This is a genomic window from Vibrio sp. J383 (assembly GCF_023503985.1).
GTDB lineage: Bacteria > Pseudomonadota > Gammaproteobacteria > Enterobacterales > Vibrionaceae > Vibrio > Vibrio splendidus.
In genome coordinates, this window is the sequence record NZ_CP097294.1 from 340,236 (window position 1) to 363,925 (window position 23,690).

The window sequence follows — 23,690 nt, forward strand, 5'->3', positions numbered from 1 at the left end:
GACTTATTGTTTCAGTTTGCATTTATTAGTCAACCTATGAAAACGTTTGTTTTCTGATTCGAAGAGCTCTTATTGTTATGAAATGTTCATTCTTACTAATATCTCTACGACTTTACCGCATACCCAAGCCCGAAAGCTTTCTAATGTTAGACGACAGCTATTCCCTTAATTAAACGCCCTAGCCACTCGGCCGTTACTGCTCAATTCGTAATGGCCAATATAGGCTGGGATAAATACCGATTGCCCTTTAGTAAGGGTTAAATGCTCACCTTTCTGACTCATTAACGTTAAATCATCGTCTATCGCCATTAAAATTTCAGCGCCGCTTGTGATGACTTCTTCTTGATGAGGGCGATGAAAGATATTGAAATCAAAATCACTGACCGGGATATCATAGCTATCACATTGACCCAGTTTTGAGGGTGCTAACAACAAGCGTTCGAAGGGAATTGGCGTAAATTTTGTGCAGGCGACTAACTCAGCGACATCAATGTGTTTTGGCGTTAAACCAGCACGTAACACGTTGTCTGAATTTGCCATAATTTCAAGCCCGGTTCCCTTAATGTAAGCATGCGGAGTGTTCGCATTCAAATACATCGCTTCACCTGGCTTTAGTGTAATCAAGTTAAGTAGCAGAACACAAAACAGACCGATATCGTTCGGGTACTGATGGCTAAGCTCAGTAACCAAGGCAAACTCAGCTTGATCTTGGTGAGCGGCTGCGTGAGTCAGAAGTTGCTCTAATGCTCGGTGTTTACGTTGGTCATCTAGAGTTAACAGATCACGAAAAAACGCTTCTAAGCCTAGAGAATCAAGGTGGTTGCCAAACTCTTCAACCAAATCAGCCAGTTCGCTCGAATCCAACTTTTTGAACAGACCTAATATTTCATCGAATTCTCGAAAGCCATTCATTGCTTGATATTCAGTGATCGCGTAAACCAATTCAGGCTTGTGGTTTGAGTCTTTGTAATTACGATGCCCTGCTGTTAGAGGGATTCTTGCTTGCTCTTCTCTTGCAAAGCCAACCTCTGCTTGCTGCTTGTTTGGGTGAACCTGAACAGATAGCGCTTTTTCTGCTGCCAAGATCTTAAACAAAAACGGCAGTTCACCGAACTCCTGCGCAATATCAGTAGATAAATAAGCGGGTTTATTCTTGTTAATCAGCTCAGAGAGAGGCACCAAATGTTGGTCTAGCTTGACCATTGAACAACCTTTCGGATGCGCTCCCATCCAAACTTCCGCTTGCGGCTCTTGTGACTCATTCTTAAAGCCAAACAGTTCACGTATCGAAGAAATGCTCCCCCATGCATAATTTTGGATGGTGTTTTCCATTGGGAAAAATGAGTGTTCTGAGAAGTGGCTGAGTGACATGGCGTTTTCCGTAGTGAGCCCTTTGAACACAATTCAGAGAGCTGATTTCTAATAACGTAAATAATTAGAAAGACTACAGAGAGCAGCTAGAACCCACATGAGATGGGGTCTTAGACGCAATAGGAAAAATTCTTAGAAACGGGTGAGAACGATGAAAAGCGTGAAAAGAGTCACATTTGAATATCACTAGTAGAAAGCGCTGAGAATAAGATAGCCGCTTGTATCGCACTGGTTACAATAGCGGAGCAAGCAACAATACAAACACCAGCGACTATCTTGTTATCAGGAAGAGTCCTTAAAAGCCAGAGCGAACCTCTGCACTTTTCTGAGGCGATTGAGCTTGTAGGAAAGGCAGTAGCAGCAAGCCAATAACAGCCGCACAAGTCGAGATGGTAATGAAGAACCCACTCCAGCCGTAAGTTTCTAGAACGAGCGCTAATGGGTAACCAGAGAGTGCTGCACCCATGTAAGCAAACAAGCCAACAAAGCCTGTCGCCGCCCCGGCAGAGTCTTTGTGCGAGCATTCGGCCGCCGCCATACCAATAAGCATTTGAGGGCCAAAAACAAAAAAGCCTACGCAAAACAACCCAGCCGCTTGAAACACAAAGTTGGTTAAAGGCATAAGCCATAAAGCGGATACCGAGAGGAAAATACCAATCGCGAACAGGATATTCATGGGCCCACGGTTGCCACCAAACAGTCTATCCGAGCCCCACCCAGCAACAAGTGAACCAACGAAACCGCCAATCTCAAACAGAGACAAGGCAGCGTTGGCGTTTATCAAACTGTAATTGTGTTCTTCGGTTAGGTATAAGTTACCCCAGTCGTTGACCGCCGTTCTTACGATGTAAACCAGCACATAGCTAAAGGCGAGCAACCAAATGTACTTATTGCTAAACACATAGGTTTTCAATATTTCTCGATAGCTTAGCCCTTGTCCATGGTTCTCTTGCGCCAACTCTAGATGGTCACTGCGCCACTTCCCTACCGTCGGGAGTCCCATGGTGGTGGGCTTGTCACGTAAGCGCCAGCAAACGATAAGACCGATAAATACACCAATCACACCCGGCCAGATAAACCCTGCTCGCCAACTGAATTGCAGCGTTAGATAACCCACGAGAATAGGAATTAGCGCCCCACCAACGTTGTGTGCTGTATTCCATATAGCCCAGCGAAAGCCTCTTTCGGAGCGAGAATACCAAGTCGTCAATAACTTAGAACACGATGGCCAGCCCCAACCTTGGAACCATGCATTCAGTACCCAAAGCGAGATGAAAGCCGCTAACGAACTAGAAAAGCCAAACGCGATATTGATCAAGCCTGTTGCGATTAGGCCAAGCCCCATAAAGTAACGCGGGTTCGACCGATCCGATATCGTGCCTGATATAAATTTCGATAAGCCATAAGAAAGATAAAAGAGCGTGCCAATTAAGCCGATATCGCCTTTGTCCAAACCAAGGTCGGTGATCATGGCTGGCGCGGCATAATTAAAGGTTTTACGAGTGAAGTAAAAACCCGCATAGCCGACATACATTCCTATCATGATGTGGAGGCGCCAGTAGCGATAACTCTGATTGATCTCATCATCAGTTAGAGCATCACTCTTTGACGTTGTCGAGCGCAGAAATCCAAACATATTCGTTCTCACACTTTAGGTAATGTAACGCTGATATTGGTACCCGAAGATGAGCCATTAGCGTTGATTGTCATCTTGCCACCGAGCGCCTGTACACGCTCTTGCATACCACGAACCCCCATTCCTTTGAGAAGGTCTTGCGCTGTAAAACCAACGCCATTGTCTGAGATCCGAAGATAAGCCTGATCATCTAAAATCAGTTCAATGCTGATTTCGCTCGCGTTGGCGTATTTAGAGGCGTTGTTTAAGGATTCTTGGCACAGCCTGAAGATAGTGACCTTGAGCGTGTCACTCAAACACGAGTAATCACCTTGCCAATTTAACTGGATATCAACGCCGTGATCCGAAAACTCCATCTCTCGAATAAGCTGTTCCACGGAATCTTTTAGGTCAAGATCGTCCAACATTTTAGGTCTTAGTTTTGTAAGTAGGCGTTTGGTGGTGTCATAAACATTCAAAGACAATGACTCAATCGTCCCCGCACAGCGAACGCTCATCTCAGCCGCATCGACACGTTTAATAATGCTTGCCTGCGTACGAATTGCCGTGATGTTTTGGCCAATTTCATCATGCAGCTCACGCGCAATATCACGACGAACCGACTCTTCAGCTGTTATTAACTGTCGTGAAAGGTTTTGGTTTCTGGAAAGCTCGCTTCGCAATTTGGAGTTGAGATCTTTCTGCTTTTGAACCGCAAGGCCCAGCAATATACCGGTAATAGTTTGAGCCGATAGAGACAAGAGTAAGTCGGTAATTTCGAGTTTGGACGTTCCGCTATGAGCAGCAATCAGCGCAACACTGTTTAACAGGGTCGCCAGTAAAGCGCCTTGCCATCCGTAACGTACGGCCAGCAAGATAATAGGGATCGCCATACAAAATGGGGCGAAGCGCCTTAGTTCATCAGGCAAGCTGGTTTGTATCAAAATACTGGCCACCAGCAACACACTGTATAAAGCGATGTGACGGATTTTGAACTCTACAACATTATGGATTAAGTAAGAGCTCAGTGGCGCCCACTTATTTTGGAATAGATAGTTCCAGACCAGATAACACATAGGTACCAGCATCAATCCACCCGTGATACTCGCTAACCACACCATGTAAACGGCTGGAACATGAGAACCCACCACGGCAACGTTAATTAATGCGGTAACCATGATTAAGCTCGCCATCACTAACAAGTGACGATTTTGATCACCATAGTAATAACGCTTGGCAAATAGAGTGGCAGGAATACTTAATCCACTGGCGACTAGTACGGTCAGCCATTGGGGTTCATCAAGCAATAACGCTAACGCGATCGCAAGTCCCCACTCTGCAATATAGATAGCAGGCCAATAGTGAGTGCGAGTGTGCAGCGTCATTCCCAATCGAAGTGAGAATGGGAAAAGCAGAATGGCTAACTCAGGGTCATTAATAAAATAGAAGGCAATAACCCATAAACAAAACCATGCACAGCCAGCCATAAAAACCCCACATAGTGAAGTGGCTAGATAGGAGCGCATTAGTACTGATCTTGAGTGAACAATTTAGCTAACTCAACGTTGTTCTTAACATTGAGTTTGTCCATCGCATTGGCACGGTGTACATGCACCGTTTTATGACTAACTCCTAGCTCAACGGCGATAGATTTCACATCGAGCCCCGTTGCCAATAACTGACACACTTCGCTTTCTCTGCGGGTGAGTTGATTTAAAGAGGCTTTATTCTTCATTGGTGTCGCAAGCTTTATAGCGATATCGGGCGTGAGATAACAGCCACCATTTGCGCTCGTATGTACGGCTTGGATTAACTCATCTGGGCTACAGCGCTTACTGAGGTAGCCTTTAGCTCCTAACTCTAATGACTTCTCAACCATTGCCGGAGAGTCATGTACGCTCAGCATGATACTGGCAATGCCTGATGGAATTTCTTCCAATAAGCTCAAGCCACTTTCATCCTGCATTGAAATATCCAAGATAACGACATCAGGGTGACAACTTGGCAATCCGAGGCGCGCTTCTGCCGCAGAGTTAAATTCACCCACGACCGTAATATCAGTTTCAAGACTGAGTAATTGAGCAAAGCCCGAACGAACAATGACGTGGTCATCAACAAGCGCAACATTAATCATGATATTAACCAGAATTAAGAGTAAGAAAGAAAAATAGCCCCGACAGGAGCTATTTAATATTAAGTTTATTGATAGAGATGATACTGAATCGAACTAGCGATTGGTATGATCTCACGTGCTTTAATCAAATAAAGCACGTGATAATAATTACGCGTTTTGAGCCGCTAGGTGCATCTTCTTCGCGTGACGAATCTTCTTCTCTTCCGCAACCGCAACAAATAGCAATAACACGATACAAATGGCAGCTGACGTATCGAGTGCTGCGAATGTCCCCTTCCAACCCGTTAAGCCGAAAATTGGCGTTCCGTCCGCAATCATACCTAGACCAAGTTTGGCAAAGCTGTCACCAATTAGGTAAGCAAATGTGCCTTTCACGCCGTCAGCAACACTGATTGCTTTCTTAGGTACAAAACCTACCGCAGCAACACCAATCAACAGTTGAGGACCGAACACTAGGAAGCCAAGTACGAACAGTGACGCTAGGTACATGAACTCGCTCGTTGCATTTTGGTAGAACTCTAGAGAGACAATAATCAATCCAAGCGATACACAAGCAACTAAAGCACGACGTCCGTTCGCAAGGTCTGATAAATAACCCCACATCAATGTGCCAACCAGAGCACCGACTTCAAACAGAGTGAAACCTGAAATCGCAGTTTCCTTTGATAGACCTAGCTCTTGATACGCGTAAACGGTAGACCATTGATCGATACCGATACGAACAATGTATAAAAAGATATTCGCGAAGCAGAGCAACCAGATCACTTTGTTTTTTAGAATGTATTCAACAAAGATCTCTTTCTTGGTCATTTGATTTTCTTCAGCGATAGTATCTTCTTCGCTAATTTCTTCATCAAACAACTCTTCAACCGTACCTAGACCGTATGCTTCTGGAGAGTCGTTACCAAAGCGCATACCAATGAAACCAACCACAATCGCGATGATAGATGGGAAAACAAACATGCCAATTACGTTGCCATCAAATAGGTAGTTTGCGCCAAACAGAGCAACACCAGCTGCACCCGCACCACCCACGTTATGTGACATATTCCAAAGACCTAAATATGAACCACGCTTGTTACGAGGCGTCCATTTAGTGATCGTTGAGTAACTTGAAGGGCCACCCGTACTTTGGAAAAAACCACTCAATGCGTAGAAGGCAACCATCATGAATAAGCTAGCGCTGCCGCCACCCATACTGAAGCTGAAGCCCAACATGGCAATACCAGAAAGGACAAGCATGAATGGCAGGAACTGTTTGGTATTTTTACCATCGGCGTAATAGGAAACGACGGTTTTACCAATACCATAAGTAATTGAGAAACCAAGACCGATAAGACCTAGATCCGTCATTGATAACCCATAAGTAGAAATCATGTCGTTTTGCGCGACATTGAAGTTCTTACGGATCAAATACATGGTTAGATAACCAATGAACACGACTAGGTAAGATTGTAGGAAGGGTTTAAACCACATTTTTCTTCTAGTTTCGACCGGAAGATCCAGTGTCGGTTTTCGAACCTGATCTAGGAACTTTAACATTGTGAACTCTCTTATTATTTATGAGGTCTGCACGGCATAGTTGCGACCATGCATTCTTTGTTAGTTGACCGTGAAATAATAAGGAGTCTAAAAATCGACCGCATGAGAGAGGGTCTTAGAATAACTAGGAAAAACTCCTAGTTCAGAATTGGGAGTCAAGAAAGCGTGAACAGCATCACTTTGTTTACGGTCTGTTATGTATTGATATTACGATAACAAAAGTCACTCATTTCAAGGCTGATGAACTTTGTAAACGAACAGACACAAGTGAAACACTTCGCCAAAAAAAAGCGCCAGTGTCGATTCATCACCATCAAACTCCATGACATGATCAATACTGGCTCAACATTCATTCCTATTAAAATAGATTCAATAGGCTTGTTACGTGTTTTGCGCGAATCGTACTACAGTCGTTTACCGCTGCCGTCTTGCCACATCACTTCGCATTCATCTTTGATAGCTGCTTTCAATAGTTCGACTAGCGGAAAAGCTCGGCTACCGATATTAACAGGCGCTTCAACAACCTCTTCTTCATTGTCGTCATCTGCACTTTCTTGCTCGACTGGTTTGCTCTGCTCAGCGGCGATCGCAGCACGTAAGTTATTTAGTGCTTGAGGAACGTCTGGAGCATCAATGGCTCCTGGGATCGCGCCACTATGTCCAAGCATCTTAATGAACTGAAGACCGACTTCACCAAACATAGTGACGCTAGCATGAGCCTTGCAACTAAAAGTAATTAACATAATGAGCCTCTATCAAATTTAGGTATCTATAAACTATGTTGAGTAAATCATTGGAAAGCAAGTAGATAATAACTAAATCGCTTTTGCCAATTCGAACCTTGATTATCTCACTCTCGGACAAGCTTGCGCCATCAGTGATACACATCACTATTTATTATCGGTTGATTAGTTTTAATATAAAACCTTGATAACAATCACACTAAATAACCCTCTAAATCTCCGCGTAGCTTATTATCTAATCTACTATTAACTTCATTATCAAAATCTTTGGCACAAATCACATGAAAAGGCTGGTCGGCAGACACCTAGAAGAAATGGCGGACATACGGTCCACCCGCAAGCAAAAAATTGTCCACTCCTTTTCACTGACTGCCGCTGCGTTATTCATTTTCTACACTTGGGCTTACTTCCAAGGCCAACATTACACACTGTCGGTTTTCGAATTGTGTTTTGCACTGATCGCTATCTCCAATGCATTTTACGTAAGAAAAGTCATTAACCCTGAGTATTCAGAATTGATCCTGAGCGGTGTTTTACTGGTTCAAGGGGTCATCCTATTTTTGTACAGTCACGCCATTCCTGACCGAATTCTTTGGCTCTACCCTATTCTGGCGGCGGTGATTTTTATCAATGACTTCAGAATTGGAATCATCTTTAGCACCTCATTTTGTCTGTTTATCAGCACCTTGATTACGGCAATGCCCAATAACTTTTCTCTACCATTTAACAGCACACATCGGTTTATTCTTAGCCTGTTTACCATGAGCTTGGTGTGTCACACGTCCGCTTATTACTACACAAAAGCCGTCAGTTATATCCAACGCCTTTATAAAGAAGGCATTGAAGATCTCGCCTACAGAGACCAACTTACCGGATTGGCCAACCGTTGGAGCTTTGAGCGCTGGGCGGTGGAAAAGCTTGCGACAGTGGATAGTGAGCGATCACTTACGGCATTGGTCTTTTTAGATATTGATGACTTTAAAGGCATTAACGACAGCTACGGGCACGACGTAGGAGACAGTGTCTTACAGCACTTTGCCAATCGCTTGAGTAACAACATTCGAACCAGAGACAGAAAAAGCCATGAATACGACTATTCGATTGCGCGCTTTGCTGGCGACGAGTTTGTTTTGATGCTCTACGATGTACCAACTCGTAAAGATCTAGACGGTATTTTAGATAGGATTTGTGGGTTATTCGAAAGTGGTTGCCAGACAAACGAGAGAATCAAGGAATTGACGCTCAGTGTTGGGGTGTCTTTGTATCCGCAAGATGCTCAAGAGCTACATGAACTGACGAGATGTGCTGATAAAGCGATGTATGTTGCCAAGCATTCAGGAAAAAACCGATACACTTATTATCACGACAATCCAGTATCGACATTGATAGAAGAACTACCGACGAATCTAACCTTCTCAGAATCGGATTCATCTGAGCTTGAAGATTGTCTTGAAGCAAAAGTCGAAGGGAACAATGTTACGCTGTTAAAAACGCGTCAACGTTAACCATTAATATCGCTGACTGCTAAACGCACTAACCTGCCATATACATAAGCCATAGGCTCACTAACCCGATCACAATCATCCATATGACTTGTCGTGTTCGGTTTGGGTTATTGCCTCTAGGTCTCACTACCGTTTTAAAAGCAGCTTGCTTAGCCGACTGAATAAACGGTGCTTCAATCGCACGTTTTTTTACGCGACGTTTAACCGCGCTGTTCGCAACCTCGGTAAAACGCTGCCCTTGCTCCGTTGTAAAGTCGTTATCAAAGCCCATCCGACCTTGCCTTTCGCCATGTTTTTGCTGTACTGCCATAGCGGCCTCCTTGGCGGTCTACTCTATATTGAGTATAGACATAATTTCATATTGTTACCTGTTCAAAATTATTGTTACCTGTTCAAAATTTTCGAATAAGTCACTCAACGCTATGCCATCTTCTTTTTAAATCGAATTACATAAACTACAGCTATTCCAGTTTATGAGGATTTCAAAATGACGAGTGTAAGAACAGTAGATCATGTGATTGCAGCACATGCCACCTCCGATGGTGATGGCGTCAAAATCCAGAGACTCGCTGGTTTCAATAACACGCGTTTCTCTCCATTTTTGATGATTGATGAACTTAAGTCGGATGAAAGCAAAGACTATGTTGGTGGCTTTCCTCCGCACCCTCACCGTGGGATAGAAACGCTCACTTACATGCTCCAAGGTCACTTTCAACACAAAGACCACATGGGGAATGTTGGAGAGCTACGCAGCGGTGGCGCACAGTGGATGGCCGCAGGTCGTGGTGTTATTCACAGCGAAATGCCAATGATGGAAGAAGGCGCACTGCATGGCTTTCAGATTTGGATAAATCAGCCTGCGTCACACAAAATGCTGCCCGCGCAATATCACGACTTCCAAAGTGAAAGCATTACAGAACACCAAAGTGAACAACGTGGTTTATTGAGAGTGATAGCCAGTGGGTTTGAACTGCAGAACCAAACTGACGATGATTCAGAGGCTTTACGAGCGCAAGGTCCATTGCAGAAAACAGGTGTGCCATTAAGCGTTGCGGATTGGCGCTCTCATTCTGGGCAAAAAGTGACGTTAGGGACTAATGTTAATCACAATGCCATGACTTATGTGTACCGAGGCAGCATTAAGATCGGCGACAAAGTGATCAAGCAAGGTCAGCTTGCCCTTCTCACCAAAGCTGACTGGCTTTCTTTAGACAGCTTAGAAGATTCAGGTGTACTGGTTTTTTCTGGTGAACCGATTAATGAACCTGTTGTGCACTATGGTCCGTTCGTCATGAATTCAATGGAAGAGATTGAACAGACGATTCAGGATTACAACAACGGCGTATTTGAGACTTACTGATTTACCAATTTCTGTCTTTGAGATTTGAATTGAGCTTTGAATTGAAGATTGAAGAGATTTTGCAACGAACAACGATTTGGTCATCCATTTGATGACTGCAAAAACAAGTGACACTATCCACTGCCGGTTACTATCACTTATTTAACCACGCTCTTAGAGCGTGGTTTTTTTCTATTTAATCAGAGATAAACGATGCCCTGATTAAACGAATTTAGAGCGAGTTACAGATATTCACACAGGTAAGCTGTCGCTTCTTTTACCTGTAAGTCGAATGAAGAGTCACCCGCAACGTCAAAGGACTCACCAGATTGGTATGTCGTCCAGTCATCATCGCCAACACGCTTTACAATTAAAGCACCTTTAACAACGGTCATCTTTTCTGGAGCCGCAGTACCGAATGTGTATTCGCCAGCTGCCATCACACCAACACTCACATCAGCGCCTGCTTGGTTAAACGCTAACGACTTAACGCCACCTTCAAAGTATGTGTTTTCTTTAATCATTGTACTTCCTTGTTATCTCAAAATTGCAATTATTGGACTCAACGAATGAGCCTATGCGTAAATCTAGGTGATAATTGTTTTAACCAATTCGAGACTGTCCTACAAGAAATAAATACGCATAGCTTAGGAATTTCTTGAATTCGCTTTCATTGATAACGTAAATACCAAGGAATCAGGCAAAAAATCGCCAACGCAACCAAATTTATTGGAACATTCGATCCTGCTTCTAACTCTTATAACAATTTTTGCAAACTAAGGTTTTAGTTAATAGAATCTAAAATAATATCAGTGGGAAAATGAAGAAATAATGGCAAAAAAGTCGGTCAAAAGCAGAGATTTATTTGCCAACTCGTTACTCTACAGCTTCCTATTAGCTGGCTTTATGATTGCCCTCACCGCGGGCTATTTTGCTTACCAAGCCCACCAACAATCTGTCAGCCCAAGCAATGTCTATGGCACATGGATAGAGATTGCGGCACCACCTTACAATACTGATACCCTGACACTTTCAGATAATGGTGTAATGATGAATCATCGCCTCATTGCTACCTCGTTTGATTTTGATGGCAAGATTGTCACGATTAGCACAGGTTCTGGAACCACCGTCTACACCATCAGTGGTACTTACGATTCTCCTCGCTTGAAACGACTAGAGCCAAGCGTACCATCTCAGCAATTTATTAAAGAAGGCTACGAGGATACTGCAGCTGGTGATACCCACAGTGTGATGCAACAAAGACGCGCTTCCTTAGCCGAGCAATTCAAAAGATAATCCCCTTCTCAGTCTTCTTCAGTCGTCTAAATAACAGTCATCTAAATAACAGTCATCTAAATAATAGTCTTCTCCGTAAAAAGTATTCTCCGCATCACTACTTTCATATTTACCTACCGATCTGCGCCGCTCACCCAACATATTTCGCTTTGTGATACTACTTCAACTTGCGATACTTTCTTATCGTTTGTCGCATCTTTGCATAACTTCATGTCGTGGATTTTCACTTATGAGATTTTACTTCTGAAGGGTGTTTTATTTTATAAAACATGGACTCAGCCTCTCACTCATTAAGCAACAGAATTGTAACGAAATACTATTTTTTAGTTGTCCATCGAAAACGGATTTATTTTCAGTTATAAAATTAAAACTCTCTCGAATACTGACTGGGAAGCTCCTTCAAAACTGACTGGAGCCGTTTATGGGGCCATTTGGTTCTCGTAACCTTCAAGGAATGAGAGAAAAAGTATGATTCGTATTAATACCTGTGCGGCAAGCATTGCTCTAGCGCTATCTGGTACAGCATTAGCTGCTCCAACAGCACCTAGCATCGACATGTACGGTTCCAACAACCTGCAGTTTTCTAAAATTGAACTCGCGATGGAAACCACTTCTGGCTACAACCAGATGGTTAAATATCACGACAAAGCAAAGGTCGACGTCAAGTTCAACCAATGGAGCGGAACGTCAGGAAACACGTACAACATCTACTTCGATGGCGTTAAAGTTGCCACTGGCCCTATTACTGGTAGCCAAACTACAGCTTCATTCGAATACGGCCAAGGCGGCTTATTTCAGATGGAAATCGAGGCTTGTGACGAAACAGGCTGCGCCAAGAGTGCTCCCGCTCAGATCACGATTGCAGATACCGATGGTTCACACTTAGCGCCACTTGCAATGAATGTTGATCCGAACAACAAGTCATACAATACGGACCCAAACACGGTAGTAGGCACTTACTTTGTTGAGTGGGGTATTTATGGTCGTGATTACACGGTTGATAACCTACCCGCTGACAACTTGACCCATATCCTTTATGGCTTCATCCCAATTTGTGGTCCTAATGAATCAGTAAAATCGGTCGGCGGCAACAGCTACAACGCACTCATGACAGCCTGTCAGGGTGTAAACGATTACGAAGTGGTGATTCATGATCCTTGGGCAGCTTTCCAAAAGAGTTTCCCGCAAGCTGGTCACGAATACAGCTCACCTATCAAGGGTAACTACGCAATGATGATGGCGCTAAAACAGCGCAATCCAGACTTGAAAATCATCCCATCAATTGGTGGTTGGACACTGTCTGACCCGTTCTTCGATTTCACTACAAAAGCGAACCGCGACACGTTCGTTGCATCGGTTAAGAAATTCCTCAACACATGGAAATTCTATGACGGTGTCGATATTGACTGGGAATTCCCAGGTGGAGGCGGTGCTGCTCCCGATCTTGGTGACCCTGTGAATGACGGCCCTGCTTACATTGCATTGATGGCAGAGCTGCGCGTTATGTTGGATGAGCTAGAAGCTGAGAACGGCCGTACTTACGAGCTAACATCAGCGATCGGCGTTGGTCACGACAAGATTGAAGACGTGAACTACGGCGATGCTATCCAATACATGGATTACATCTTCGCAATGACTTACGACTTCTACGGCGGTTGGAACAACGTGTTAGGTCACCAAACAGCACTCAACTGCGGTAACTTCATGCGCCCTGGCCAATGTGATGGCACAGGACTTGATGAAAATGGCGAACAATACACCGGCCCAGCTTACACCACAGACAACGGCATCCAGTTGTTACTTGAGCAAGGTGTTCCAGCCAACAAACTTGTGGTTGGTACAGCAATGTATGGTCGTGGTTGGGAGGGCGTATTACCTTCATCACTCACAGACCCTACTGACCCAATGACGGGAGTGGGTAATGGCAAGCTAACCGGCAGCTCTGCTCAGGGTGTATGGGAAGATGGCGTTATCGATTACAAAGGCATTAAAGCGAAAATGCTTGGTGCAAACAACCAAGGCATCAACGGCTTTGAATATGGCTACGACGAAATGGCAGAAGCGCCTTACGTTTGGAACCGTACTTCGGGCAAGCTAATCACATTTGATGATGACCGCTCAGTAAAAGCAAAAGGCGCGTACGTTCGTAGCCTTGGCCTTGCGGGTCTATTCTCTTGGGAAATTGATGCAGATAACGGCGACATCCTCAACGCAATGCATGAAGGCCTAGCGGGCGGAACAACAGATCCTGTAAACCGTAAACCAACCGCAGCAGCGGGCGCAGACCAATCGGTTGAAGGCCCAGCTTCTGTTTCTTTAGACGGTAGCGCTTCAAAAGACAGCGACGGCTCAATTGCGAGCTACGCTTGGTCACAAGTAAGCGGCACGGCAGTAACGCTGGCGAACGCTAATGCGGCTGTTGCAAGCTTCGATGTGGTTGAAGTCGCTCAACAAGAAGTACTAACGTTCAGTCTAACGGTAACTGATAACGAAGGTGCTACTGCAACTGACACAGTGGTTGTAACAGTAACCCCTAAGGACACAGGTCCAGTCAATACAGCACCAGTTGCGATTGTTTCAGCTCCAGCTGAAGTTAATGCGGGTGACGTAGTCGTGGTTGATGCTTCGGCTTCGAGCGATGCTGACCAAGACACATTAACCTTCACATGGGATGTACCTGCTGGTATTGATGCAACGGTTCAAGGTTCTTCAGTGAGCTTTGTCGCGGCGGAATACACGCAAGATACAACGCTGAACTTCTCTGTAACGGTCAGCGATGGCACTGATACATCGGTAGCGGCTACTTCAGTGAACGTTCTTAAGAAAACCACAGGCGGCGGTACGTGTACTAACGCTTGGGATTCAAGTGCGGTCTACACTGGCGGCGACCAAGTCACTCAAGGCGGTAAGGTTTGGGAAGCGAAATGGTGGACAACAGGTGAAGATCCAACAACGACAGGCCAGTGGGGCGTGTGGAAAGAGATCGGTCCTGCAAGCTGCTAACTAAAAATAGTGCTTAGCTAAACGCTAACTAAGCGTCGACTAAACACCTACAAGCAAGGCCAACCAGATAATGTCTGGTTGGCCTTTTTATTTATGTTTTCTGAGCTTTGATCTTACGATCTTTTTACTGGCGTCCTACTGACTTGCGCTCGTTATACCAATCACAGTAAGCAAGTGTTCAAAAATAGCGCAGGAAAAAGCTTGAGAACAAGGCAGATTTTTTCGATGGGTAGTTATTCTACAATCAAAAAATCTAACGACGTTATCGAGATTTTTAACAAGCTAGGGTGAACAGTTATTTACTACGATTGGTATTAGACTTAGCCAATCAAGTTATCAAAGCTCTCGAACACTTGTGGGCACTTCATCACTCGCCCGTGACCTTGGCCTTGAGTCGCAATCAAGGTAACGCGACCCATTTCATTAGCTGCACGCTGAGACACATCAAACTTAGTAAACTTGTCTTGCTCATCATGAACAATGATCGTCTGAGACTCACGAAGCGCCAACTTTCCATAGGGATCAACAGACTGAATTGGGTAGTTAAACTGCTCTTCCACTTCACCCACGACCGCCTCAAACAACTTCATTGAGTAACCAGAACGCGCAACGCTGCCAAATAGATTTTCTAGATAATCCAACACAGGTGCAATGAGCAACAACGGTTTGTTTTCTAGTTTAACGTGCTTACATTCCAACGCAGAAGCGGTACCCATGCTGTGACCAACCAAACCTGCCACTTCACCCACCGAATCTAGAACAGCTTCTAAACCATTCACAAACGCAGGGATATGACCATGCACGCCATCACTGCCACCATGAGCAGGATGGTCGTAAGCCATTGCAGTAAAGCCTTTAGCAGCGATGTGTTCCATTAAAGGAAAGAACTGACTCGCGGTGCCTGACCAACCGTGGGTCAGTACCCAAACGGGCCCCGTACCCAAAGAGTAAGTTTTCAAAACACCATCACGGCCTTTGATTTCACTTTTAATCAAACCTTTTGGATCGGCATTCTTTTGCTCGGTGCGCATCGGAGTGAGCAGCAGTTTACGTGCCGTTTTCTTTGCGTGGCTCGGTGCTAGGATGTAATGCAGATTCGTCGTAGCGCCAATTAGGCTGCGCTTGAAGCTGAACTTGTTCGATGTATTAAAATAGATTTTGTCACTCATGACCGTTCCTTGTATCGCCATCATTATTGGCGGATCGAGCTCGGCCCTAAAAATCGAACGACCGTGCTATTTGTTGATATAAAAAATGGCGCTACTGCGATTTATCATCGCTTACCACCACTTCTCTAAAATTTTGTTGTAAACCTTACTTCAGCAAGACTCACATGATTTGCGAGTTAACCTGCTGTATGTATTAAACCGCTTTCCAACTGGCTACCAAGCGCTCTACACCACTCCAAAAATGAGTGTGGCTCGCTTGTTGTCCTCGTAATGAGTAGAACAAGTTCGCACTTAAATAGAGACCGTATAACTCGAAGGTTGCCTGTTTCGGGTCTAAATCGGCTCTGAATTGTTTGCTCTCAACCGCTTTTGCTACTTGAATCGTCAAGTAATCAATCCACACTGAAATGGTTTTCTGCAGTGCCTTCTGAATCACAGAGGTTTCGCTGCCTGCATCTTTCCAAGCGTCAATAAACATACAGCTGCCTTGGAACGAATGGTTCCAGCCAAGCCAGTTATCGAGCAGTTGTTTCAGCTTGGCTTCAATATCACCGTCGCCCAACTCTCTCGCCGGAATGATGACTCTTTCAGTGAATATGGCGTTGGAATATTCGAGTACAGAGAGTTGCAGGTTCTCTTTAGAGTTGAAATGCGCAAACAATCCACTCTTAGACATACCACACTGCTTGGCTAATTCGCCAATCGTCAAACTCTCAAGACCATTCTCACTCGCAAGTGCAAATGCATGGCTCAAAATATACTCTTTGGTTATCTTTCCTTTGCTCATTATTCACCAATAATAAATCTGATGCTTTATTTTTAGCACGTTCGTACTTTTTTTCAAGTTTTTTACTTAACCCTTGGTATTCATTTTGTATTATCAAAGAATTGTGGAAAAATGCGACAGTATTCAAAGGAAATTGAAATCGACTAACAAAGGAAAAACAATGAACACACTTTGGGAACAGTTTGCGTTTTCGGCGTCAGTAACAGGCCCTATCTGTTTAATGCTGTTTCTTGGTGTGATGCTCAAGCGAATCGGCTTGATCAATGATAATTTCATTGATGTCGCATCTAAGGTCGTATTTCAAGTCACTCTACCCGCGATGCTATTTCTAAGCATTGTTCAATCGAATCACAACTTTTCAGCCAGTAGCGCGTTAGTTGCCTTTGGCGTCATCGCAAATTTTATCTTTTTCTTGTTCACGATTTTCTCAACCAAGTTGGTATTCAAAGGTTCGAAAGATCAAGGTGTGATTGTCCAAGGTGGATTCCGCGCTAATACCGCGATCATCGGCCTCGCCTATGTGGCTAATATCTATGGCAACCAAGGCGTGGCATTGGCGGCTATCTATGTCGCATCCCTAACTGTGCTGTATAACATTCAAGCTGTGATTGCACTAACACCCAAAGGCAAAGACACCGGCGCTAAAGCCATTAAAGTAATCGTCAAATCCATCACCAAAAACCCGTTGATCATTGCTATTTTCTTAGCGGTCGTCTTCTATGCGCTTTCAATCCCTATTCCAAAAATGGTGGCTGACGCTGGGCAATACTTTGCCAACATGACGTTGCCTTTGGCCCTACTCTGTACTGGCGGGTCGCTGGATGTTAGCTCGCTCAAACAAGAAAAGTTGTCGACGTGGTTCGCCTCTAGCTACAAGTTAATTGCCTCACCTTTACTGATTACATTGGCTGCTGGGTACTTAGGGTTTGAAGGGCTCGACCTCGGGCTTATCTTCTTGATGAGCGCTGCACCAACGGCAGCGGCAAGCTATGTTATGGCTCGTGCAATGGGAGGGAATTCAACCCTGGCGGCTAACATCATCGCGCTCACGACCGTTGTTTCTCTTATCACTTGCACACTAGGTATTTTTGCACTCACCGCAATGGGTTTGATATAGCTGCGACAGGCTTCAAAAAACCGACACAAGCCCTGAAATAAAGGTCATAAGCCTTGATTTAGGACTAACTGGTTGGGCATAAAGGCTGCTAGATTTCGTAAAAATTTTACTAAGAGATCTGATATGTCTTCCGTTCAACATACGCCTTCACAACACATCGCCAGTATCGAGTTAGGCCGAGTGATTGCTATCTTGGCGATCATTGGTTTACACGGCCAAATGGCACTCACTTATTGGCAAATAGATGAAGTGCCTTGGATCGGTTATGTGCTCAACCAAGCCGCTCGTTTTGCGGTACCTCTGTTCTTCCTGATTTCTGGTTACCTTATTCAGCCCAAGTTGGCTGCATCGCCATGGGAAACAGTCCTGAACTACTCTAAACCACTGCTTAAGGTTTGGTTGGCATGGAGCATCATTTGCTTAGTGATGCCATTCAATCTCGCGAAGGTAGAAGAGTTTGGCTATCTAGGTGAACGTGAAGGCTATTGGGGTTTCTTAATGAGCACTCCTCTTAACTCATTCTTAGAGGGCGGTCTGGTGCATTTGTGGTTCATTCCAGCCCTTGTTTGCGCAGTGTTGAGCATCGCTTTATTGATTGAATTGAAACTCAACAAACTGCTATTACCGATCGCTATTGCACTCTATGGCTATGGTGTTTTGGCAGGAAGCTACGCAACGCTAACCGGGTTGGAAGCACCCTTCTTCACGCGTAATGGTCCGTTCTTTGGCACTTTAATGGTGACCTTAGGTTTCCTTATTCGTCAGGATCAATGGAAGGTGTCATCAACTAAAGCGTTGGGGTTATTAGCGTTAGGCATGTTGATTCACTTTGCTGAGGCGGCATGGCTCACCACGTTCGACGTCGGATTCAACATGAATGATTTCTTGTTTGGCACGGCGCTATGGGGGATGGGCGTGTTTATGTGGCTTTTGGCTAATCCAAACATGGGTAACTACGCTTGGGTTCGTGCCATTTCAAATCGCATGCTGGGTATCTACGTAAGCCATTTACTGATCATTATCGTGTTGTTCAATGTCTGTGGAGCTTTAGGGATTACGGAATTGGCAAAAGACGTTACGGTATTTTTTGGCACCGTATTGTTGAGCTTCGGGTTGATTGCTGGGATCGAGAAAACACCACTGCGACGCGTGCTACTTCGTTAATGTTTATATCTATAACTATCCGCTAAATCAGTTTTATAGAACCACAAAAAATAAAGGCAAGATAACGGATTATCTTGCCTTTATTTCATCATGTCAGTAACGAGACTGTATCACTCGTTGAAGTGTTATCGGAACGCCATTGCGCCCTTGCCAACACCTTCATAAGCGACGATTTGTAGTGATTGGCTCTCTGCTAGGCTAGGCTCAACTTGATCGGCAATATAACCCGCAAGTAATTCTACCGTGGTATCCGTTGGCAAAATTTCCGTCTCACTCTTAGCAATCGCCAGCTCAAATTCGCCTTGTGGCGCGCTGTAGCGGAAGCCATAGTGACTTTCATCATTAACGCTTTGCGCGTGTTCACTCAGGTTAAGTGATGAAATTGAAACTTGATCTTCTTTAGACCCTAAATAGATGTCTTCCCAGCGCTGAGCAAATGCTTGTTCGCGTTGCTCGTCACGCTGACCATCAACCACGATTTCTACTGGAGAACGGTGACCATGCGCAATACGTTGACAGTTGCCATCATGCTTTTTCAAACCATGGGTGTAGTGGTAAAACGCGCCATTAATGTTCTCATGACGTAGGTTGATCTCTAACCCGGTGACGTTACTTGGAAGGTTATCACGCAGAATATGATAAACATGAGCGGTCACACTCTCGATGGTGATCGCCTCTGCATCAATCAGACAGTATGCTTCGTCAGGGCAATGTAGGTGGAGGCTCTTGTCACCACGCAACACATCAACCTGAGAGTAGCCCGCTTTGCTCGCTTGAAGAACAATTGCAGCGCTTTGCATTGGCAGTAGCAAACGGTGATCAACGTGCTCATCAACGAGGTGTTTGATCTGCTTTTTGACCTTGCTAAAATCCAGAACCATGCTCATTTCATTAAGTTCACCAGACATGGTGACATCTAAAATCCAACTATCTCCTACGACCCCTCTGTGTTCACAGATGTATGAAGAATCGATAACGGTAAGGTCTCTTACAAATAGGTTCAAGTTGAACTCCTTAATACTTTAATGAGATACGGGAGGCTGAATAATGTCCAGCAGGCACTTCGTCTCATTGGTGTCTAGATAAAATAGGACGAGCAGGATGTTACGACAAGCTTAAAAAGTCCACCTTTTTAGACCCTCTTTTGAGAAAAGAACAAACTCTGCACAATTTCCGCTAAAACATAGACCAGCCCGATGCGAATAGCCATATCTTGGGTAAGGTTGCCGAGCGTTTCACGATACATTTTGCTTTAGCCAAAGGCGCGGTGACACCCCAGCAACATGCTGAAAAGCGCGTGAAAATCCCGAATAGCTGCTGTAACCCACTTCATCAGCGACCCAGTTGATGGGCTTATTTTGCAATAACAGGGATTGAGCCACTGAGACTCGCCACTTTTGCACATAATCTCCGGGTGTCTCACCGACTTCTCGTTTGAACGCTTCAATAAACTGAGTTCGAGACATCGCGGCCAGTGACGCCATTTCCGCAATCGAAAAGTGGCGAGCAGGCAGTAGGTGAACGGCCGTAACCACCGAAGCCAATCGTGGATGAGCTAGGGCTGAGAATACCCCTTGATCAATTTGCTGCTGTTCAATGAGGTGACGAAAAATCAAAGCCATCAAGGCATCACTTAACTTATCCATTAGATATTGTTGCCCTGACGATTGTTGTCCTGAAGATGCTTGCCCCGACTCTCGAAACAGCACCTCTATCACTGGCATTAAGTTAGGTGCATCCGCAAACGGAATTACTATCACGTCAGGCAGAGCAGACAATAAAGGATTCATCTGCCCTGAACGATATTCGACATTCGCACACACGACCTCAGCACCGTCTCCCACGCCTTCAATCACATGTGGTGTGCTATTTGGAAGGTAAACAATGCAGGGCTGTGACAGTTGCCTGTACTCCGTGTGCGCGCTAGACAAGGTCAACTCACCCGCGCTCAATACATGAAGATGCCCTTCTTTACCCTGTTGCGGCTTAAATGACGACACTCCGCACAAATTGCCAGAATAGAAAACACCGGTACGTATCGAGAAGTGTTCCATTAGTTGTGAAAGCAGATCCATGCATCCTCCGAACGATTCGCTTACTTTTAAGTTCTTTTGTCCCTCTATAGACCGGACAAGTGGGCTAAATTATTTCAAACAAGATAACCAACACTGACAAGGAACTTGATATGTCACACATGAAATCGACCAGTCAAAAAATCACTCTATTGGCCGCGTTACTAGGAACCAGCTTTTCACTGATGGCAGCAGACATCGACATGAGCGTTGATAGCAATGACATCGCGATCAAAGGCTATGACCCAGTGGCTTACTTTACTGATGCTGGTGCCGTTCAAGGTTCATCAGAATTCACTGCTACTTATAAGAACGCTATTTATCAGTTCGCAAACAGTGACAACCGAGATCAGTTCCGCACCAATCCTGAAGCTTATGCGCCTCAATACGGTGGCTATTGTGCCTTTGGTGTGGCTATGGGTAAGAAATTTGAGACCGACCCTAACGCATGGAAAGTCGAAGATGGAAAGCTGTATCTGAACTTAGACAAATCAGTACAAAAACGATGGTTGGAAGATACGCAAGAGTTCATCCAAGACGCCAACAGCAACTGGACAACCATCAAAACCGTAGAAGCCTATAAGCTTTAGTCTATAAGCTTTAACCTACAAGTTTTAGCCTAGTAACTTTAACCTTTATCCATTGCCCATTAATAAAAACGGAAGCGGCCGAACGCTTCCGTTTTCATTTCGACGTTCCAAATCTTAATAAGCCTCCAGCCATTGGTATCACCACAATAAATGACGATGCGTTGCTCAAATCAGGAAAACCCGTCAGCCTTTAGCACGAGTCAAACCCATTTCTATTCTATACTCCTAGAAGATAAGCTTTTCTTTTTATGGAAGAATAATGATATTACCTAGGATTTTTGCACTTGGGCTCTGCGCCTTATCAACACTGACTTACGCTGCCCAATGGCAGTTCGTAAAAAGTGAAGACGGCATCATCATTGATAAGAGACCTCACAGTGAAGGCTTGGTAGAGATACGAGCACAAATGCAAACGCCCACCACTTACTCCGGTTTTTTACTGTTGCTGGAAGACAGCGAGAACGTGCCAAACTGGATAGATAACGTATCGGAAAGTCGCGTCTTGATGCAGATATCTGAGGATGAAAATATCGTCTATACCCAATTCAAAGCGCCTTGGCCTGCTAGAGATCGCGATATGGTGACCTACTCAAAGTACAGCATCGAGGATGGGCAGTTTGTCTTGTCGATAAAGGATGCGTCTAATTATTTGGCAAAAGAGTCAGGGTACATTCGAATTTATGATGTGGACGCACTTTGGACGCTGCAACCGCTCACTAATGGCAATACTTACATCACCTACACCGCATATGCGAACGCAGGTGGCATCTTGCCCAATTGGTTGATGAATAAGTTATCGATAGGCAGTGCGCTGAGCACGTTTAAGGGGCTGAAAGAACAGCTACCAAAATACCAAGGCCAGCAGCACCCCAACCTGCCAAGTGAGTCTCGTTAACTATACAGGCTTAGTGAGGCAGGCAGCGACAGTGCTAGATAATCTAAGGTCTTCTTGCTAGGTCGCGAGCTAAGATAAGCGCTAAACCAAACACCTGAAGAAACAGGGCGATGTTCTTATAGAAAGCCATTTTCTCATCAAGCCTTTGGATTAACTCAACCAAGGTCAGATTATCCAAATAGTAGTCATCAATTCGGGTTCGTTGCGATTCTTGGGCACTGTTTATCAGCATCATAAGCTTAGGTAAGTTAACCAACGAGATGGCCGGCACCTCGTCACTCACCCAACTCCGAAGTTGTCCGCGAAGCGCTTCATCAAGAACAGTGGCAGGTTGAGCGATTTCTGGGGATAGCTTATCAAGGTGAATCAGAATCGCTTCACGCTTACGCTCTAAGGTTTCGATCGTATTCCAGGACAGTTGTATAGAATACACATTGCCGTATTTACGATCGTTGTATTCCGATTTCTCCGCTTCAATTTTGTCCAACACCAAGCTCGACATGACAATCGCCATGATGTTGAGTATTAGCCCTGCAAGGACAATCGCCCAAGCAGGAGGAAGGCGCAATGCCATAATGCTCCCTAGAACATTTTATCAAAAGGTAGGTAAGCTAAGTTTAGGACAATCAAGGAGATCATGCAGATAAGCGTTAACACCATACCCACTTTTCTGCCTTTGAAATTCTTCGCTAAGATCCCTTTAGCGTGAATCACTCGCCCCAGAATAAACGCCACACCAATGACATGAATAAGCCACACACCAGCCCCATTCATCTCTAGCAACCCCATCAAAATCACCGTGATTGGGATGTAATCCATCGCGTTACTTTGTGCCGAACGTGCTATCTGTAACGACTCAACACCGCCATCGGCATGAGCAACAAGATTGATTCGTCTTTGTTTAATAACTTCAACCGCCAACCAAATCATTACTACCGTCAGCAGAGCTGCGTAAAGTGCTGTAACCATCATATTTCCCTATTGTTTTGTCTTAACTCAGTGTTCTTTTCTATCTTTTCGACATTAACCGCCAAGATAAAATGATAATCACGCCCGAGCACTTGTAAGAGATCTCTCACACCGAACGTAAGAGATCACAATCAAGCTTCGCAGAAAATTCCTAAAATACAAACCCAACCCCTTGTTTTGTATGAATCCACGCATATTTCTTTCGGCTAGTGAGTACATTTATTTCTTGAGGTGGATTGTGAGTAAAGCCTCTGCAGTGTTTAATACACATGTCGACAGGGAGTTGGCAGGAACAGGAAAAAGCCTAACGGATTAGGTATCTTCAGGATGAAGATTTGATGGCTTAGGATGAGTTATCAGCAAGGAAGTTTTGCTCTAG

Annotated in this window: 22 protein-coding genes; 8 read left to right on the forward strand and 14 right to left on the reverse strand. The window is 44.6% G+C overall.

Translation table 11 applies throughout. The features are described from left to right. Nucleotides 1–165: 165 nt before the first annotated feature. The 6 genes from manA to M4S28_RS18110 form a co-directional block, all read right to left on the reverse strand. Entirely contained in the window at nucleotides 166–1,371 is a 1,206-nt protein-coding gene (gene manA / locus M4S28_RS18085) for a mannose-6-phosphate isomerase, class I (RefSeq protein ID WP_249633421.1), read from the reverse strand. 295 nt (nucleotides 1,372–1,666) lie between these two features. Beyond that, entirely contained in the window at nucleotides 1,667–3,007 is a 1,341-nt protein-coding gene (locus tag M4S28_RS18090) for an MFS transporter (protein ID WP_017089993.1), read from the reverse strand. An 8-nt stretch (nucleotides 3,008–3,015) separates the two neighbouring features. Further along, on the reverse strand, nucleotides 3,016–4,473 hold the full coding sequence (gene uhpB, locus M4S28_RS18095; RefSeq protein WP_249633422.1) for a signal transduction histidine-protein kinase/phosphatase UhpB: 1,458 nt from the start codon (nucleotides 4,471–4,473) through the stop codon (nucleotides 3,016–3,018). A gap of 38 nt (nucleotides 4,474–4,511) precedes the next feature. Next, on the reverse strand, nucleotides 4,512–5,120 hold the full coding sequence (gene uhpA, locus M4S28_RS18100; RefSeq protein ID WP_004732761.1) for a response regulator transcription factor UhpA: 609 nt from the start codon (nucleotides 5,118–5,120) through the stop codon (nucleotides 4,512–4,514). A 147-nt stretch (nucleotides 5,121–5,267) separates the two neighbouring features. Continuing rightward, nucleotides 5,268–6,662, reverse strand: coding sequence for a hexose-6-phosphate:phosphate antiporter UhpT (uhpT, locus tag M4S28_RS18105; RefSeq protein ID WP_004732760.1), 1,395 nt, complete (start codon nucleotides 6,660–6,662; stop codon nucleotides 5,268–5,270). Nucleotides 6,663–7,066: 404 nt separating this feature from the next. Next, the gene (locus tag M4S28_RS18110; protein ID WP_102492146.1) at nucleotides 7,067–7,405 is read right to left on the reverse strand and encodes a DUF1840 domain-containing protein; all 339 of its coding nucleotides are present in this window, start codon (nucleotides 7,403–7,405) and stop codon (nucleotides 7,067–7,069) included. 314 nt (nucleotides 7,406–7,719) lie between these two features. Here M4S28_RS18110 and M4S28_RS18115 point away from each other — a divergent pair, with 314 nt between their 5' ends. Beyond that, a complete protein-coding gene (locus M4S28_RS18115) occupies nucleotides 7,720–8,910 on the forward strand; it encodes a GGDEF domain-containing protein (RefSeq protein ID WP_249633740.1) in 1,191 nt (396 codons plus the stop codon). Between the two features lie 28 nt (nucleotides 8,911–8,938). On the opposite strand, the gene M4S28_RS18120 is transcribed toward M4S28_RS18115, so the two are convergent. Next, the gene (locus tag M4S28_RS18120) at nucleotides 8,939–9,220 is read right to left on the reverse strand and encodes a hypothetical protein (protein WP_004732756.1); all 282 of its coding nucleotides are present in this window, start codon (nucleotides 9,218–9,220) and stop codon (nucleotides 8,939–8,941) included. 177 nt (nucleotides 9,221–9,397) lie between these two features. Here M4S28_RS18120 and M4S28_RS18125 point away from each other — a divergent pair, with 177 nt between their 5' ends. After that, nucleotides 9,398–10,270, forward strand: coding sequence for a pirin family protein (locus tag M4S28_RS18125; protein WP_249633423.1), 873 nt, complete (start codon nucleotides 9,398–9,400; stop codon nucleotides 10,268–10,270). Nucleotides 10,271–10,491: 221 nt separating this feature from the next. On the opposite strand, the gene ppnP is transcribed toward M4S28_RS18125, so the two are convergent. Continuing rightward, the gene (gene ppnP / locus M4S28_RS18130; RefSeq protein ID WP_017089998.1) at nucleotides 10,492–10,773 is read right to left on the reverse strand and encodes a pyrimidine/purine nucleoside phosphorylase; all 282 of its coding nucleotides are present in this window, start codon (nucleotides 10,771–10,773) and stop codon (nucleotides 10,492–10,494) included. Between the two features lie 307 nt (nucleotides 10,774–11,080). Between ppnP and M4S28_RS18135 the strand changes: the two genes are divergently transcribed. Both M4S28_RS18135 and M4S28_RS18140 read left to right on the forward strand, forming a co-directional pair. Further along, a complete protein-coding gene (locus M4S28_RS18135; RefSeq protein ID WP_017092427.1) occupies nucleotides 11,081–11,545 on the forward strand; it encodes a DUF2850 domain-containing protein in 465 nt (154 codons plus the stop codon). A 468-nt stretch (nucleotides 11,546–12,013) separates the two neighbouring features. After that, nucleotides 12,014–14,548: a glycosyl hydrolase family 18 protein gene (locus M4S28_RS18140; RefSeq protein ID WP_249633424.1), complete on the forward strand. Its 2,535-nt coding sequence runs from the start codon at nucleotides 12,014–12,016 to the stop codon at nucleotides 14,546–14,548. Between the two features lie 320 nt (nucleotides 14,549–14,868). Here the strand turns inward: M4S28_RS18140 and M4S28_RS18145 are convergent, their stop codons facing one another. Both M4S28_RS18145 and M4S28_RS18150 read right to left on the reverse strand, forming a co-directional pair. After that, a complete protein-coding gene (locus M4S28_RS18145; RefSeq protein WP_004732751.1) occupies nucleotides 14,869–15,717 on the reverse strand; it encodes an alpha/beta hydrolase in 849 nt (282 codons plus the stop codon). 193 nt (nucleotides 15,718–15,910) lie between these two features. Further along, entirely contained in the window at nucleotides 15,911–16,504 is a 594-nt protein-coding gene (locus M4S28_RS18150; RefSeq protein WP_004732750.1) for a TetR/AcrR family transcriptional regulator, read from the reverse strand. 160 nt (nucleotides 16,505–16,664) lie between these two features. On the opposite strand from M4S28_RS18150, the gene M4S28_RS18155 reads away from it, so the two are divergent. Beyond that, on the forward strand, nucleotides 16,665–17,621 hold the full coding sequence (locus M4S28_RS18155; protein WP_249633425.1) for an AEC family transporter: 957 nt from the start codon (nucleotides 16,665–16,667) through the stop codon (nucleotides 17,619–17,621). 123 nt (nucleotides 17,622–17,744) lie between these two features. Beyond that, the gene (locus M4S28_RS18160) at nucleotides 17,745–18,785 is read left to right on the forward strand and encodes an acyltransferase (RefSeq protein WP_249633426.1); all 1,041 of its coding nucleotides are present in this window, start codon (nucleotides 17,745–17,747) and stop codon (nucleotides 18,783–18,785) included. A 125-nt stretch (nucleotides 18,786–18,910) separates the two neighbouring features. Here M4S28_RS18160 and M4S28_RS18165 read toward each other — a convergent pair whose 3' ends face one another. Together M4S28_RS18165 and M4S28_RS18170 are read right to left on the reverse strand one after the other, a co-directional pair. Further along, nucleotides 18,911–19,789, reverse strand: a complete 879-nt coding sequence (locus tag M4S28_RS18165) for a 6-carboxytetrahydropterin synthase (protein WP_249633427.1) — start codon at nucleotides 19,787–19,789, stop codon at nucleotides 18,911–18,913. Between the two features lie 231 nt (nucleotides 19,790–20,020). Further along, nucleotides 20,021–20,860, reverse strand: coding sequence for a helix-turn-helix domain-containing protein (locus tag M4S28_RS18170; RefSeq protein ID WP_004732746.1), 840 nt, complete (start codon nucleotides 20,858–20,860; stop codon nucleotides 20,021–20,023). A 110-nt stretch (nucleotides 20,861–20,970) separates the two neighbouring features. Between M4S28_RS18170 and M4S28_RS18175 the strand changes: the two genes are divergently transcribed. Both M4S28_RS18175 and M4S28_RS18180 read left to right on the forward strand, forming a co-directional pair. Beyond that, a complete protein-coding gene (locus M4S28_RS18175; protein ID WP_017077045.1) occupies nucleotides 20,971–21,447 on the forward strand; it encodes a YHS domain-containing (seleno)protein in 477 nt (158 codons plus the stop codon). A gap of 259 nt (nucleotides 21,448–21,706) precedes the next feature. Then, complete coding sequence (locus M4S28_RS18180) at nucleotides 21,707–22,342, forward strand: START domain-containing protein (RefSeq protein ID WP_108122312.1); 636 nt, start codon at nucleotides 21,707–21,709, stop codon at nucleotides 22,340–22,342. Nucleotides 22,343–22,385: 43 nt separating this feature from the next. Here the strand turns inward: M4S28_RS18180 and M4S28_RS18185 are convergent, their stop codons facing one another. Continuing rightward, complete coding sequence (locus M4S28_RS18185; RefSeq protein WP_017077047.1) at nucleotides 22,386–22,916, reverse strand: hypothetical protein; 531 nt, start codon at nucleotides 22,914–22,916, stop codon at nucleotides 22,386–22,388. An 8-nt stretch (nucleotides 22,917–22,924) separates the two neighbouring features. Then, complete coding sequence (locus M4S28_RS18190; protein ID WP_017081300.1) at nucleotides 22,925–23,311, reverse strand: MAPEG family protein; 387 nt, start codon at nucleotides 23,309–23,311, stop codon at nucleotides 22,925–22,927. Between the last annotated feature and the right edge of the window lie 379 nt (nucleotides 23,312–23,690).

Coding starts and splice junctions, on each gene's coding strand:
- M4S28_RS18115 (WP_249633740.1), top strand. CDS start 7,720: ATGGCGGACATACGGTCCACCCGCAAGCAAAAAATTGTCCACTCCTTT.
- M4S28_RS18160 (WP_249633426.1), top strand. CDS start 17,745: ATGTCTTCCGTTCAACATACGCCTTCACAACACATCGCCAGTATCGAG.
- M4S28_RS18135 (WP_017092427.1), top strand. CDS start 11,081: ATGGCAAAAAAGTCGGTCAAAAGCAGAGATTTATTTGCCAACTCGTTA.
- manA (WP_249633421.1), bottom strand. CDS start 1,371: ATGTCACTCAGCCACTTCTCAGAACACTCATTTTTCCCAATGGAAAAC.
- uhpA (WP_004732761.1), bottom strand. CDS start 5,120: ATGATTAATGTTGCGCTTGTTGATGACCACGTCATTGTTCGTTCGGGC.
- M4S28_RS18155 (WP_249633425.1), top strand. CDS start 16,665: ATGAACACACTTTGGGAACAGTTTGCGTTTTCGGCGTCAGTAACAGGC.
- M4S28_RS18120 (WP_004732756.1), bottom strand. CDS start 9,220: ATGGCAGTACAGCAAAAACATGGCGAAAGGCAAGGTCGGATGGGCTTT.
- M4S28_RS18110 (WP_102492146.1), bottom strand. CDS start 7,405: ATGTTAATTACTTTTAGTTGCAAGGCTCATGCTAGCGTCACTATGTTT.
- ppnP (WP_017089998.1), bottom strand. CDS start 10,773: ATGATTAAAGAAAACACATACTTTGAAGGTGGCGTTAAGTCGTTAGCG.
- M4S28_RS18180 (WP_108122312.1), top strand. CDS start 21,707: ATGATATTACCTAGGATTTTTGCACTTGGGCTCTGCGCCTTATCAACA.
- M4S28_RS18185 (WP_017077047.1), bottom strand. CDS start 22,916: ATGGCATTGCGCCTTCCTCCTGCTTGGGCGATTGTCCTTGCAGGGCTA.
- M4S28_RS18190 (WP_017081300.1), bottom strand. CDS start 23,311: ATGGTTACAGCACTTTACGCAGCTCTGCTGACGGTAGTAATGATTTGG.
- M4S28_RS18175 (WP_017077045.1), top strand. CDS start 20,971: ATGTCACACATGAAATCGACCAGTCAAAAAATCACTCTATTGGCCGCG.
- M4S28_RS18150 (WP_004732750.1), bottom strand. CDS start 16,504: ATGAGCAAAGGAAAGATAACCAAAGAGTATATTTTGAGCCATGCATTT.
- uhpB (WP_249633422.1), bottom strand. CDS start 4,473: ATGGCTGGCTGTGCATGGTTTTGTTTATGGGTTATTGCCTTCTATTTT.
- M4S28_RS18140 (WP_249633424.1), top strand. CDS start 12,014: ATGATTCGTATTAATACCTGTGCGGCAAGCATTGCTCTAGCGCTATCT.
- uhpT (WP_004732760.1), bottom strand. CDS start 6,662: ATGTTAAAGTTCCTAGATCAGGTTCGAAAACCGACACTGGATCTTCCG.
- M4S28_RS18090 (WP_017089993.1), bottom strand. CDS start 3,007: ATGTTTGGATTTCTGCGCTCGACAACGTCAAAGAGTGATGCTCTAACT.
- M4S28_RS18145 (WP_004732751.1), bottom strand. CDS start 15,717: ATGAGTGACAAAATCTATTTTAATACATCGAACAAGTTCAGCTTCAAG.
- M4S28_RS18170 (WP_004732746.1), bottom strand. CDS start 20,860: ATGGATCTGCTTTCACAACTAATGGAACACTTCTCGATACGTACCGGT.
- M4S28_RS18125 (WP_249633423.1), top strand. CDS start 9,398: ATGACGAGTGTAAGAACAGTAGATCATGTGATTGCAGCACATGCCACC.